Origin of the sequence: Acidovorax sp. Root217 (assembly GCF_001428645.1) — a bacterium.
Classification (GTDB): domain Bacteria; phylum Pseudomonadota; class Gammaproteobacteria; order Burkholderiales; family Burkholderiaceae_C; genus Acidovorax.
The window spans coordinates 69585-81753 of record NZ_LMIH01000042.1 but is presented as its reverse complement, the minus strand read 5'-3'; the positions used below and the strand labels follow the sequence as shown (position 1 = coordinate 81753).

Sequence of the window (12169 nt, the reverse complement as noted above, 5' to 3'; positions counted from 1 at the left end):
TTTGGTGACTTTCTCTTGGCGACGCAAGAGAAAGTTACTGCGCCGCCGGGCGCACACCCCGGCTCCCGCCCTCAATCAAAGCATGCAGCCACCACGCGCCGCAAGCACCGCACAAGACGCAAAGAGCTACCTCAACACCAGCACCGGAATGTGCGAATGGGTCAACACATGCTGCGTCTCACTCCCCATCAACAACCGCTTGACCCCCTTGCGCCCATGCGACGCCATCACGATCAGATCCGCCTTGTGCTTCCTGGCCGCCGCGATGATCGCCTCGGCCACCAGGTCGGATTTGTGGACCACGGCCTTCACTGTGATGCCGCGTGCGCCACCGCGCGCCTTGACGGCATCGACCATGGCCTGTGCGGCATCGTTCCACTGCTGCTCGATGCGTTTCACGTCGCTCATCTCAACAGGCATGCCGCCTTCGAAGTAGCTGCGCGGGTAGCGCGGCACCACCTTGAGAGCGATGACGGTGGCCGATGTCAGTTCGGCCAGTCCAAGCCCATGGTCCACCGCCTTGTCGGACAGGGTGGAGCCATCGGTGGCGATCAGGATGCGTTGGTACATGGTGGTCTCCTTGCTTGTAGATAGTGCAAGCGTAAGGGCCATGATGTTCCCCGCCTTGATCCAGGTCAACAAGCCAACCGGGCTGCGGCGATAGGCTTGAGCCATGTCAAATGCCACCCCCAGCCCCGCAGATGCAAGCTCGCCGGTGGCCTCGCCACAGCAGCTGCACGCCACACTGCTCGACGATCCGCAGGAGTGGTCTTCCTTTGGCCGCCCCTGCGACCGCCGCGGAGCGCCGGTGGAGTCCGCCCCTGGGGACGCGCCCGCTTGGGAGTCGCATGTGGTGCTCTCGGGCATGCACTGCGCGGCCTGCGCCCTCACCATCGAAGAGGCGCTGCGCAACGTGCGCGGCGTGCTGCAGGCCGATGTGAGCGCCACCACGCACCGTGCGCGCGTGGTGTGGCAGCCCGCGCAGGTGCTGCCCTCCACCTGGATGGCCGCCGTGGCCCGTGCGGGCTACCAGGCGCTGCCGGCGATGGATGCGTTCGTACGCACCCAGCGCCAGCAAGAGAGCCGGCGCGCGCTGTGGCGCTGGCTGGTGGCGGGCTTTTGCATGATGCAGGTGATGATGTACGCGTGGCCCGCCTATGTGGCGCAGCCGGGCGATCTGTCGCAGGAGATGGAGACGCTGCTGCGCTGGGCCTCGTGGGTCATCACGCTGCCGGTGGTGTGTTTTGCCTGCGGCACGTTCTTCGCCAGTGCGCTGCGTGACGTGCGCCTGCGCCGCGTGGGCATGGACCTGCCCGTGGCGCTGGGCATGGCGATCACCTTTGCCGTGAGCACGGCGGGCACCTTCGACCCGGCGGGCATCTTCGGCAAGGAGGTGTACTTCGACTCGCTCACCATGTTCGTGTTCTTTCTGCTCACCGGCCGCTGGCTGGAGCTGCGCCTGCGCGACAGCACCGCCGGCGCGCTGGAGGCGGTGATGAACCGCCTGCCCGACAGCGTGGAGCGGCGCGGTGCCGATGGCGCTTTCACCCGTGTGGCCACGCGCCGCCTGGCGGTGGGCGATGTGATCCGGGTGCTGCCGGGCGAGGCCTTTCCGGCCGATGGCCGCATCACCGAGGGCAGCACGCAGGCCGACGAGGCCCTGCTCACCGGCGAATCCACGCCCGTGGCGCGCCCGCTGGGCAGCAGCGTTGTGGCTGGCAGCTACAACCTGCAGGCGGCGGTGCAGGTGCGCGTGGAGGGCACAGGCAGCGCCACGCGCTTTGCGCAGATCGTGGCGCTGATGGAAAGCGCCTCGCTGCAAAAGCCCCGCCTGGCGCAACTGGCCGACCGCGTGGCGCGGCCCTTTCTCATCGCCGTGCTGCTCGCCGCCGTGCTGGCCGCTGCGTACTGGTGGCCCAGCGATCCGGGCCATGCGCTGATGGTGGCGGTGGCGGTGCTCATCGTCACCTGCCCGTGCGCGCTGTCGCTGGCCACGCCGGTGGCCATGCTCACCGCTGCCGGCACCCTGGCACGCCATGGCCTGCTGGTGCGCAACCTGCAGGGGCTCGAAGCCCTAGCGGCGGTGGACACCCTTGTGTTCGACAAGACCGGCACGCTCACGCGCGACGGCATGGCACTGCAGGGCGTGCACACCATCACCGGCCTGGCGCAGCACGATGCCCTGGCGCTGGCCGCCGCGCTGGCGCGCCAGTCCATGCACCCCGCATCACGCGCCCTGTGCGCGGCGGCGGATGGCGACGCCGGTCGCTGGGCCGCCACGGAGGTGGTGGAAGAAGCGGGGCAGGGCCTTACCGCCCGCGTGATCGACACCACCGGCGCGCTGGCCCCACGCCGCCTGCGCCTGGGCTCTGCGCGCCATGCGGGCGTGGGGCCAGGGCAGGGCGCCGACAGCGCGGCCCTGCAGGTGGTGCTGTCTGAGGAAACCGATGAGCCCGGCGCCGTCGTCGAACTGGCCCGCTTCACCCTGGCCGAAAGCCTGCGGCCCGAGGCCTGCGCCGTGGTACAGGCGCTGCAGCGCGAAGGCGTGGCCGTGCACATGCTCTCGGGCGACCGCATGGCGTCGGTGCAGCGCGTGGCTGCGCAGGCCGGCATCGCGCACGCGCAGGGTGATTGCTCGCCAGGGGGCAAGCTCGCGGCGCTGCAGGCACTGCAGTCGCAGGGCCGGCAGGTCGCCATGGTGGGCGACGGGCTCAACGATGGCCCCGTGCTGGCCGGGGCCAACGTGTCCTTCGCCTTTGGCAGCGCCGTTCCGCTGGCGCGTTCGCGCGCCGACTTCGTGGTGCTGGGCGGCCGCCTGCAGCTGGTGCTGCAGGCCGTGCTGCTGGCGCGCAAGACGCTGCGCGTGGTGCGCCAGAACCTGTGCTGGGCGGCCGCCTACAACGCGCTGTGCGTGCCGCTGGCGGTGCTGGGCTACATGCCGGCCTGGCTGGCCGGGTTGGGCATGGCATTGAGCTCGCTGCTGGTGGTGCTCAACGCCTCGCGCCTGGCCCGGCTGGTGGGGGAGGCGAGGCCTGGGCAAGACGCTGCTTGTGCGCTGCCCAGGACCGCGCTGGAGACCGTGTGATGGACATCCTGTACCTGCTGATTCCCCTGTCCGTGGTGCTGGTGCTGCTGATCCTGGCCGGCCTGTGGTGGGCCGTGTACCGCGGCCAGTTCGAGAGCGTGGAGCAAGAGGGCGAGCGCATTCTCCGGAATGATTGACATGCGTCAATACCCATCGGCCCCTCTTGCCGGAGACTCATTCCAACACAAAGAGGTGCCCGATGGATTCAACGCAAAACACAGCTGCTGCGCACTACAACGACACGGTCGTGCGGCAGTTTTCTATCATGGCAGTGGTATGGGGGGTGGTGGGTATGTTGGTGGGCGTCATCATCGCCGCCCAGCTGGCCTGGCCTGAACTCAACTTCGGCATTCCGTGGCTCAGCTACGGGCGCCTGCGGCCACTGCATACCAACGCCGTCATCTTCGCCTTTGGCGGCTGTGCGCTGTTTGCCACCAGCTACTACGTGGTGCAGCGCACCTGCCAGGTGCGGCTATTTGCCGCACCGCTGGCGGCCTTCACCTTCTGGGGCTGGCAGCTCGTGATCCTGGCGGCGGCCATCAGCCTGCCCATGGGCTACACGTCGGGCAAGGAATACGCCGAACTCGAATGGCCCATCGACATCCTGATCACGCTGGTCTGGGTGTCCTACGCCATCGTGTTCTTCGGCACCGTAGGCATGCGCAAGGTGCGCCACATCTACGTGGCCAACTGGTTCTTTGGCGCCTTCATCCTGGCCGTGGCCATCCTGCACCTGGTCAACAGCGCCGCGGTGCCTGCGGGCTGGATGAAGAGCTACTCGGCCTACGCCGGTGTGCAGGACGCCATGGTGCAGTGGTGGTACGGCCACAACGCGGTGGGCTTCTTCCTCACGGCCGGCTTCCTCGGGATGATGTACTACTTCATCCCCAAGCAGGCCGGCCGCCCGGTGTACAGCTACCGCCTGTCCATCGTGCACTTCTGGGCGCTGATCTTCACCTATATGTGGGCCGGCCCGCACCACCTGCACTACACCGCGCTGCCCGACTGGACGCAATCGGTGGGCATGGTGTTCTCGCTGATCCTGCTGGCGCCCAGCTGGGGCGGCATGATCAACGGCGTGATGACCCTGTCGGGCGCCTGGCACAAGCTGCGTGACGACCCCATCCTGCGCTTTCTGATCGTGTCGCTGTCGTTCTACGGCATGTCCACCTTCGAGGGCCCGATGATGTCCATCAAGACCGTCAACGCCCTGAGCCACTACACCGACTGGACCGTGGGCCACGTGCATTCGGGCGCCCTGGGCTGGGTGGGCCTGATCTCCATGGGCTCGCTGTACTACCTGATTCCCCGCCTGTTCGGCCGCGAGAAGATGCACTCCGTGCCGGCCATCGAGCTGCACTTCTGGATGGCCACCGTGGGCATCGTGCTGTACATCGCCGCGATGTGGATCGCCGGTGTCATGCAGGGCCTGATGTGGCGCGCCATCAACCCCGACGGCACGCTCACCTACACCTTCGTCGAAGGCGTCAAGGCCACCTACCCCTTCTATGTGGTGCGCGTGCTCGGCGGCCTGCTGTACCTGGGCGGCATGCTGGTCATGGCCTGGAACGTGTGGGCCACCGCCATCGCCGGCCGCTCGGTCAAGGTCGCCATCCCTGCAGTGCACGCTGCCCACGCCTGAGCAGCACGTACGGAGAGCTTTCATCCATGTCTGACAACAAGACCCCCGCGACCACCGGTTTCAGCCACGAAAAGGTGGAGACCAACAACTTTTTGATGATCGTGCTGATCCTGCTGGTGATCGCCATCGGCGGTCTGGTAGAGATCGTGCCGCTGTTCTTCCAGAAGTCCACCACCGAGGCCGTCAAGGGCGTGGAGCCCTATACCGCCACGCAACTGATCGGGCGCGATATCTACATCCGCGAGGGCTGCTACAACTGCCACTCGCAGATGATCCGCCCCTTCCGCGCCGAGACGCTGCGCTACGGCCACTACTCGGTGGCCGGCGAGTTCGTGTACGACCACCCCTTCCAGTGGGGCAGCAAGCGCACGGGCCCCGACCTGCACCGCGTGGGCGGAAAGTACAGTGACGAGTGGCACCGCATCCACCTGACCAACCCGCGCGACCTGGTGCCCGAGTCGAACATGCCCGCCTATCCCTGGCTGGAGAAGACACCCGTCGACACTGCCGTTGCAGCCCCCCGCATGAAGGCACTGCGCACCGTGGGCGTGCCCTACACCGACGGGCAGATCGCCGACGCGGCCGCCGAGCTCAAGGGCAAGACCGAGATGGACGCCCTGGTGGCCTACCTGCAGGTCATGGGCCGCGCGCTCAAGTAAGAGCGGCTAAAAAAACTCTTCTGGCGTCGTTGCCGCGTCTTGTCGTACTACCCGTACTGCCTGCGACGCAGCGCCTGGCCAGAACCGCTTCGCTGAGTTTTTTTCCCGCTCCAAGTAACACCACATTCTGGGAGATTGCAATGGACATCACGACTATGCGCATCGTCGCCACGCTGGCCTCGCTGGCCTGCTTTGTCGGCATCTGGGTCTGGGCCTACCTGGGCAGCAACAAGGACCGCTTCGACGAAGCGGGCCGCGTGCCCTTCGAGCACGAGTGACCGTGCCCGCCTCAAGAACAACAACCACATGAACAAGAGAGCACCCCATGAGTGACTTCACCAGCAATTTCTGGTCGGTCTTCGTGACCGCCGTGACCCTGGGCGGCATCGTCGCCTGCGGTCTGCTGCTGTGGATGGCCGGCCGCAAGAAGGTCATGGCCACCGCTGACAACACCACGGGCCACGTCTGGGACGAAGACCTGGTCGAGATGAACAACCCCCTGCCGCGCTGGTGGGTGTGGCTGTTCGTCATCACCATCGTCTTCGGCCTGGCCTACCTGGCCGCCTACCCGGGCCTGGGCACGTTTGCCGGCAAGCTCGGCTGGACGCAGCTGGGCGAGTACCAGGCCGAGATGGACAAGGCCAAGGCCGAGCTGGCGCCGCTGTACGCCCGCTTTGCCGACATGAAGCCCGAGGACATGGCGCGCGACCCGCAGGCCCACGCCATTGGCGAGCGCCTGTTCATGAACAACTGCGCGCAGTGCCACGGCTCCGACGCACGCGGCAGCAAGGGCTTTCCCAACCTGGCCGATGCCGACTGGCTGCACGGCGGCGCACCCGAGAAGATCCGCGAGACCATCGCGCAGGGCCGCATCGGCGTGATGCCGCCCATGGCGGCCGCCGTGGGCTCGCCCGAGGACGTGCGCAACCTTTCGCACTACGTGCTGAGCCTCTCCAAGAGCCCGCACGACTCGCTGCGCGCATCGCTGGGCAAGTCCAAGTTTGCCGCCTGCGCCGCCTGCCACGGCATGGACGGCAAGGGAAACCAGGCCCTGGGCGCCCCCAACCTCACCGACGACGTGTGGCTGCACGGCTGGGGCGAAGCCGCCATCACCGCCATGATCAACAACGGCAAGACCAACCAGATGCCCGCCCAGGCCGAGAAGCTGACCGAGGCGCAGATCAATGTGCTGGCCTCCTACGTGTGGAGCCTCTCCAACAACGGCGCTGCAGCCGCCGCGCGATGACCGTGTGACCTGAACCCTGGCGCAAAGGCTTCGCCGCCATACGGCGGGGCCGTAGCGCGCCGGCCGGTGCATGCCCCAAAGGGCATTGCGATCGGCCCCCTATTCGAGAACTGCCATGAAGCCACCCAGCGGGCCTGCCCGCAAGGTCATTCCCATCACCCCGGTCGCTGCCGCCCCTGGGGGCAGCAGCGACTCAGCGGCCGAAGTCGTGTCGCTGTACGAGGCGCAAAAGAAGATCTACCCGCGCTCCATCAGCGGCACCTTCGCCCGCTGGCGCTGGGCCATGGTGGCCCTCACGCAGCTGGTGTTCTATGTGGTGCCCTGGCTGCAGTGGGGCGAGCGGCAGATGGTGCTGTTCGACTTGGGCGCACGGCGCTTCTACCTGTTCGGGTTGGTGCTGTACCCGCAGGATTTCATCTACCTCACCGGTCTGCTCATCATCAGCGCGATGTCGCTGTTTTTGTTCACCACGGTGGCGGGGCGCCTGTGGTGCGGCTTTGCCTGCCCGCAGACGGTGTACACCGAGATGTTCATGTGGATCGAGCACAAGGTGGAGGGCGAGCGCAGCGCGCGCCTGCGCCTGGATGCTGGTGGCTGGACCTGGGAGAAGGTCCGCAAGAAGTCCGTCAAGCAGTTCCTCTGGATCAGCGTGGCGTTGTGGACGGGCTTCACCTTCGTGGGCTATTTCGTGCCCATCCGCGCACTGGGTGCCGAGTTGCTGGCGCTGCAGGGCAGCTGGCAGATCTTTTGGGTTTTTTTCTACGGCTTTGCCACCTATGGCAATGCGGGCTACATGCGCGAGCAGGTGTGCAAATACATGTGCCCGTATGCACGCTTTCAGAGCGCCATGTTCGACAAGGACACCCTGGTCGTCAGCTACGACCTGGCGCGTGGCGAACCCCGGGGCCCGCGCAGCAAGACCGTGGACCACAAGGCCAAGGGTCTGGGCGACTGCATCGATTGCACGCTGTGCGTGCAGGTCTGCCCCGTGGGCATCGACATCCGCAACGGCCTGCAGTACGAGTGCATCGGCTGCGGCCTGTGCGTGGACGCCTGCAACACCGTGATGGACAAGGTGCACTACCCGCGCGGCCTTATCCGCTATGCCACCGAGAACGCCGTGGCGGCCCGCTGGAGCGGCGCGCAGATGCTGCGCCGCGTGCTGCGGCCCCGCGTGCTCATCTACAGCGCCATCCTGCTCGCGCTGTGCGTGGGGCTCACGGCCAGCCTGGCCCTGCGCACCGCCTTCAAGGTCGACGTGGTGCGCGACCGTGCCGCGCTCTCGCGCATCGTCGCGGGTGGGCAGCTTGAGAACATCTACCGCCTGCAGATCATGAACGCCAGCGAGGCCGGCCAGCGCTACCGCATCGGCGCGCACGGGCTCGATGGGCTCACGGTGGCATCGGAGGCCGAAGTCGACATCGGCGCCGCCGAGTCGCGCTGGGTCGCCGTGCGCCTGCAGATCCCGTACGGCTCGGCCCCGCCTGGATCGCACCCCGTGCAGTTCGAGATCGAGGCCCTGGGTGGCGGGGGCCATGTCACCGAGAAGTCGGTGTTTCTGGTGCCGCGCTGACCGTGCCCGCCAGCCGCTGCCGCCCCTTTGTTGTCCTTGTCCGTCAGGAGTAGTACCCCATGCCATCCCCTTCCGTCGCCGCATCGCCCGTCGCTGCCACAGCCGCCGCTCCCTGGTGGAAATTCGGCCATGTCTGGCTGGTCATTTCCGGCCCGGCCATCGTCGTCGTAGCGGGCTTCGCCACGCTGTGGATCGCCATCGCCCGCCCCGACCCCGTGGTGGCGGAGGACTACTACCAGCAAGGCATCGAGATCAACAAGACGCTGGAGGACAACCCCAGCAGCCTGGCCCCCGCCATGAAGGCGCGCAACCATGCGGCCACGCCCGAGCAGGACAGGCCGCGCTGAAAGCGGCGCAGCCTCCAAACAACGAAACACCCAACGAGCAAAGCGGTTTTGAATTCGATCGGATAACTAGGCGGGGAGCCGCAGACAGTGCTGTAGCACGGCAAGGCTCCCCAACGACGTTAGCCGATTGAAGGCAAAACCGTAACAAGGAGACAAGCCCATGAGATTGCAGCGACTGATGTGGATCGCCTGGCCCGCCTTTCTGACGGCCGGCGTGCTGGAAATGCTGGTCTTTGCCTTCGTGGACCCACAGGACATGCACTGGTTCGGCCAGCCCTTGGCCCTGTCGCGCGAGGGCGTCTACACCATCGCCTTCTTCGTGTTCTGGCTGGTGACCATCGCATCGAGCGCGCTCACCACGCTGCTTTCCATGTCGCCGTTCGAGGTCAACCGCTGCCCGGTGCCCGTGACCGAGCGGCCGGCGGATTGCGCACGGCATAGGATTGACACCCCCTGAGTCGCTTCGCGCCTCGGTGCCACCGCCAGAGGCGGTGGCTCTTCGGGCACGTCCAAGCCTGCGCAGGCAGGATTGGAGCCTCGGCCCTCAGCCCCTCTCTCGCCTCGCTGCGCGAGTCGGGAGTGGGACGCCCCCAGCGCGGCGGGGCGGCCCTTGCGCGGGGGCACTGGCCTTTGCCGCGCCAGTTTTCGTCAGCGGGGGCATGGCCAGGTTGTTGGCCGATACCGAGACCCAGAGCGAGATCGTGTAAGGGAAAGCGAGCCTGGCACAGCTCTTGAATGCGGGCAGTGATGTCCCTACAGTAGCGGGCGGGCCGGCACCATTGCTGTGCCCGAGCCCTGCACACCCACCGCCATGTACCTGAGCCACGCCCGCGTAGAAATGCTGTCCCGCCTGATGGGCCGGCTGGAGGCTGCCGAACTGCCGGCGAGCGCCCCGCTGCGCCTGGCCGTGGGCAGCGACCTGCTGGCCCTGCTGCAGGCCGACCATTTCGCCTCGTACGCCTGGGACGACGGCGCCCAGCGCTTTGGCGACCGCGCCTCCATCCACATGGACGACGCCAACCTGCAGGCGTACGAGGCGTACTACCAGTACCACGACCCCATCACCCACCAACTGCGCCAGCGCCGCGAGCCCACCCTGGTCACGCAGATCCTGCCCCAGCAGGAACTGATGAAGACCGAGTTCTTCAACGACTTCCTGGCCCGCGACGGCCTGCACCACGGCGTGAACCTCTTTGCCTGGGACGGCGGGCGCAACCTCGGTGACCTGCGCATCTGGCGCAGCCGCCAGCGCGGGCCGTTCGACCGCGACACGCTGGACCTGCTGCGGCTGGTGCAGCCGGCGTTCACCGGCGCGCTGCGGCGGCTGGGCGCGCGGCCGGCGGACACGGCGCCGGTCGCACCTGTACCCGCTTCACCCGACCCCTGGCAAGGCCTCAACGGCCGCGCCCGCGAGATCGCCCAGGCCCTGTGTGCGGGCTGGCCCGACAAGAAGATCGCGGCCGAGCTGGCGATTGGGTACTCGACCGTGCGCACGCATGTGGATGCACTGTTCGAGCGGTTCGGGGTGCATAACCGGACGGAGTTGGTGCGGCGGTTGCTGGGGGAGGGGAGGCCGCATTGAAGCGTTTTGGTTAGATCCCGCGTTTCCTTGCCTTTTGTTGCATGGTGCATTCTTCCTGCCTCTTGGCCATCGGAGCGCTTGGCAGGGGCTTACTCAATTGAGCCTTTCTCTTTGTCACTTGCTGCCTCCAGGTGCGGTGTTTCGGATGGAATGGGACCGAACAGCATCACGATGAATCCCACCGGCACCGAAAGAAAAGACAGCCAGGGAATGCTGAGTATGGCCATGGCAACGGGGCCATACCACAAGGCGTTCTTGCAATTCACCGCCTGGGCTGCTGGTTCACAGCCGGCCAGCCACCACAAGGGCCACAGGACAAATGGTGCAGCCATAGGGGCCAATGCAATGATGAGGCCCCAACGAAACCTGGACATGGACACTCCTATTGAAACGGGTGGGTCGCTACTTCCCCACCTACTGCTTGAATCTTGCCACGGTAAGGCCAGGAAAGGCATTTGCAGAATCCCCCAAAAGTTATTGACGCGGTAAGCGCTTTCCAGCGCGGGGCAGCGCCAATCGCTCAGGCGTTGGTATGGGTGCTGCAATGGCCTGCCGCTTGATCAGGTGGCCAGTCCCGGCGATGAATATGCAGGGCCCAACTTCGTTGTTCGACGCAGCACCTGCCCCGCATGCGCATGCACCGTGCGCCCCTGCTCGCAGGCCAGGTGGCCGTTGACGAAGACTGCGTCGATACCAATGCTCGGGGTGGTGGGATGCTCGAAGCTCGCGCGGTCGGCCACGTGGGCCTCGTCGAAGACCACGATGTCGGCTGCATACCCAGGTGCGATCATTCCCCGGTCCGCCAGGCCGAAGCGGCGTGCGCTCAGGCCGGTCATCTTGTAGACGGCGGTCTCCAGCGGGAACAGGCGCTGCTCGCGCGCATAGTGCCCCAGCACGCGCGGGAAGGTGCCCCACAGGCGCGGGTGGGGCACGGCGTCGTGGGCCAGTCCGTCCGATCCGACCATGGTGAGCGGGTGCGCCAGGATGCGGCGCACATCGTCCTCGTGCATGGCGAAGTACACCGCGCCAGCGGGTGCCAACTGCTCCACCAGGGCCTCGGGCGTGCAGCCGCGCTCGCGCGCCAGGGCGAACAGCGAGCGGCCGGCGGCGCTGGGGTCGCCGCGCGACCAGGTGACCAATACTTCGCTGGACTGCCCCACGCGCGCGGCCAGCAGCATGGTGGATGAAGCGTTGTAGGGGTAGCAGTCCATGCACACCGGCTGGTGCGCGGCGGCCGCGTCCACGGCGGCCAGGGTCTGCACCGACCTGCCGTGGTTGCGCTGGCCGATGAGCTTGTGGTGCGAGAGCACGGCCTCCACGCCCAGGGCGCGGCCGATGTGCAGGGCCTCGCGCAGCGCGTCGTCGATAGCGTCGGCCTCATCGCGCAGGTGCATGGTGAGGATGCCGCGCGCTGCGGTGAGAGGGGCTCCCACGGCTATCACTTCTTCGGCGGTGGCCGCGCGCGCTGGCGGGTAGTACAGCCCGGTGGACAGGCCACTGGCCCCCGCATCCAGCGCGTCTGCCAGGTCGGCCGCCATGCGGGCCGCCTCTGACGGCGTAGCGGGGCGCTCCAGATCGGCCACGTGGCGCACGCGCAGGGTGGAGTGGCCCACCAGGCACACGGCATTGAGCGCGGGGCGGGCGGCCTGCAGCGCATCGAGGTAGTCCCCAAAGCGCGCGTAGCGCCAGTCGTCGGCGCCCAGCAGGTCCAGCGGGGCCGGGGGCGTGGTGGCGCTCAGCAGTGGCGCCAGGCTGATGCCGCAGTTGCCGGTGACCACCGTGGTCACGCCCTGGGTGAGCTTGGGGTGGGGGCCGTGCGGCGTGCCCAGCAGCAACCGGTCGTCGTGCGTGTGCACGTCGATGAAGCCGGGGCAGACGATGCGGCCTGTGGCGTCATGGTGGGCCCGGGCCGGCTGGCCGCGCAGGTCGCCCACGGCGGTGATGCGGCCCTGGGCCACACCCACGTCAGCGCGCAAGCGGGGTGCACCGCTGCCGTCGACGACCGTGCCTCCAGCGATGATCAGGTCCAGCATGC

At 67.2% G+C, this 12169-nt stretch carries 13 protein-coding genes; 10 read left to right on the top strand and 3 right to left on the bottom strand.

Annotation, left to right across the window (positions count from 1 at the left end; all coding sequences use genetic code 11):
- Window positions 1–126: 126 nt before the first annotated feature.
- Complete coding sequence (locus tag ASE31_RS28925; RefSeq protein WP_057206401.1) at window positions 127–570, bottom strand: universal stress protein; 444 nt, start codon at window positions 568–570, stop codon at window positions 127–129.
- Between the two features lie 103 nt (window positions 571–673).
- On the opposite strand from ASE31_RS28925, the gene ASE31_RS28920 reads away from it, so the two are divergent.
- From ASE31_RS28920 to ASE31_RS28875, 10 genes are all read left to right on the top strand, one after another.
- A complete protein-coding gene (locus tag ASE31_RS28920; protein WP_057206399.1) occupies window positions 674–3085 on the top strand; it encodes a cation-translocating P-type ATPase in 2412 nt (803 codons plus the stop codon).
- The gene (ccoS, locus tag ASE31_RS28915) at window positions 3085–3222 is read left to right on the top strand and encodes a cbb3-type cytochrome oxidase assembly protein CcoS (protein ID WP_007860012.1); all 138 of its coding nucleotides are present in this window, start codon (window positions 3085–3087) and stop codon (window positions 3220–3222) included. The genes ASE31_RS28920 and ccoS overlap by 1 nt, the downstream gene beginning before the upstream one ends.
- Before the next feature lie 62 nt (window positions 3223–3284).
- On the top strand, window positions 3285–4727 hold the full coding sequence (gene ccoN / locus ASE31_RS28910) for a cytochrome-c oxidase, cbb3-type subunit I (protein ID WP_057206397.1): 1443 nt from the start codon (window positions 3285–3287) through the stop codon (window positions 4725–4727).
- Between the two features lie 26 nt (window positions 4728–4753).
- Window positions 4754–5386: a cytochrome-c oxidase, cbb3-type subunit II gene (gene ccoO / locus ASE31_RS28905; RefSeq protein WP_057206395.1), complete on the top strand. Its 633-nt coding sequence runs from the start codon at window positions 4754–4756 to the stop codon at window positions 5384–5386.
- Window positions 5387–5526: 140 nt separating this feature from the next.
- Window positions 5527–5664, top strand: a complete 138-nt coding sequence (locus tag ASE31_RS28900; protein ID WP_057206393.1) for a cbb3-type cytochrome c oxidase subunit 3 — start codon at window positions 5527–5529, stop codon at window positions 5662–5664.
- Between the two features lie 47 nt (window positions 5665–5711).
- Complete coding sequence (ccoP, locus tag ASE31_RS28895) at window positions 5712–6632, top strand: cytochrome-c oxidase, cbb3-type subunit III (protein WP_057206391.1); 921 nt, start codon at window positions 5712–5714, stop codon at window positions 6630–6632.
- 115 nt (window positions 6633–6747) lie between these two features.
- Complete coding sequence (ccoG, locus tag ASE31_RS28890) at window positions 6748–8205, top strand: cytochrome c oxidase accessory protein CcoG (protein WP_057206389.1); 1458 nt, start codon at window positions 6748–6750, stop codon at window positions 8203–8205.
- A 59-nt stretch (window positions 8206–8264) separates the two neighbouring features.
- Window positions 8265–8552, top strand: a complete 288-nt coding sequence (locus ASE31_RS28885) for a FixH family protein (protein ID WP_057206387.1) — start codon at window positions 8265–8267, stop codon at window positions 8550–8552.
- A 160-nt stretch (window positions 8553–8712) separates the two neighbouring features.
- Window positions 8713–9009 (top strand): hypothetical protein, encoded by a 297-nt coding sequence (locus ASE31_RS28880; RefSeq protein ID WP_057206384.1) that lies wholly within the window; start codon window positions 8713–8715, stop codon window positions 9007–9009.
- A 354-nt stretch (window positions 9010–9363) separates the two neighbouring features.
- Window positions 9364–10134 (top strand): helix-turn-helix transcriptional regulator, encoded by a 771-nt coding sequence (locus tag ASE31_RS28875; RefSeq protein WP_057206383.1) that lies wholly within the window; start codon window positions 9364–9366, stop codon window positions 10132–10134.
- An 89-nt stretch (window positions 10135–10223) separates the two neighbouring features.
- On the opposite strand, the gene ASE31_RS28870 is transcribed toward ASE31_RS28875, so the two are convergent.
- Both ASE31_RS28870 and ASE31_RS28865 read right to left on the bottom strand, forming a co-directional pair.
- Window positions 10224–10508: a hypothetical protein gene (locus tag ASE31_RS28870; protein ID WP_157412697.1), complete on the bottom strand. Its 285-nt coding sequence runs from the start codon at window positions 10506–10508 to the stop codon at window positions 10224–10226.
- Window positions 10509–10694: 186 nt separating this feature from the next.
- Window positions 10695–12167: an amidohydrolase family protein gene (locus ASE31_RS28865; protein WP_057206379.1), complete on the bottom strand. Its 1473-nt coding sequence runs from the start codon at window positions 12165–12167 to the stop codon at window positions 10695–10697.
- Window positions 12168–12169 lie beyond the last annotated feature (2 nt).

What these genes read in the sequence shown, in the direction of transcription:
- ccoN (WP_057206397.1), top strand. Translation starts at nt 3,285, where the DNA reads ATGGATTCAACGCAAAACACAGCTGCTGCGCACTACAACGACACGGTC.
- ccoP (WP_057206391.1), top strand. Translation starts at nt 5,712, where the DNA reads ATGAGTGACTTCACCAGCAATTTCTGGTCGGTCTTCGTGACCGCCGTG.
- ccoO (WP_057206395.1), top strand. Translation starts at nt 4,754, where the DNA reads ATGTCTGACAACAAGACCCCCGCGACCACCGGTTTCAGCCACGAAAAG.
- ccoS (WP_007860012.1), top strand. Translation starts at nt 3,085, where the DNA reads ATGGACATCCTGTACCTGCTGATTCCCCTGTCCGTGGTGCTGGTGCTG.
- ASE31_RS28865 (WP_057206379.1), bottom strand. Translation starts at nt 12,167, where the DNA reads ATGCTGGACCTGATCATCGCTGGAGGCACGGTCGTCGACGGCAGCGGT.
- ASE31_RS28920 (WP_057206399.1), top strand. Translation starts at nt 674, where the DNA reads ATGTCAAATGCCACCCCCAGCCCCGCAGATGCAAGCTCGCCGGTGGCC.
- ASE31_RS28900 (WP_057206393.1), top strand. Translation starts at nt 5,527, where the DNA reads ATGGACATCACGACTATGCGCATCGTCGCCACGCTGGCCTCGCTGGCC.
- ASE31_RS28870 (WP_157412697.1), bottom strand. Translation starts at nt 10,508, where the DNA reads ATGTCCAGGTTTCGTTGGGGCCTCATCATTGCATTGGCCCCTATGGCT.
- ASE31_RS28925 (WP_057206401.1), bottom strand. Translation starts at nt 570, where the DNA reads ATGTACCAACGCATCCTGATCGCCACCGATGGCTCCACCCTGTCCGAC.
- ASE31_RS28885 (WP_057206387.1), top strand. Translation starts at nt 8,265, where the DNA reads ATGCCATCCCCTTCCGTCGCCGCATCGCCCGTCGCTGCCACAGCCGCC.
- ASE31_RS28880 (WP_057206384.1), top strand. Translation starts at nt 8,713, where the DNA reads ATGAGATTGCAGCGACTGATGTGGATCGCCTGGCCCGCCTTTCTGACG.
- ASE31_RS28875 (WP_057206383.1), top strand. Translation starts at nt 9,364, where the DNA reads ATGTACCTGAGCCACGCCCGCGTAGAAATGCTGTCCCGCCTGATGGGC.
- ccoG (WP_057206389.1), top strand. Translation starts at nt 6,748, where the DNA reads ATGAAGCCACCCAGCGGGCCTGCCCGCAAGGTCATTCCCATCACCCCG.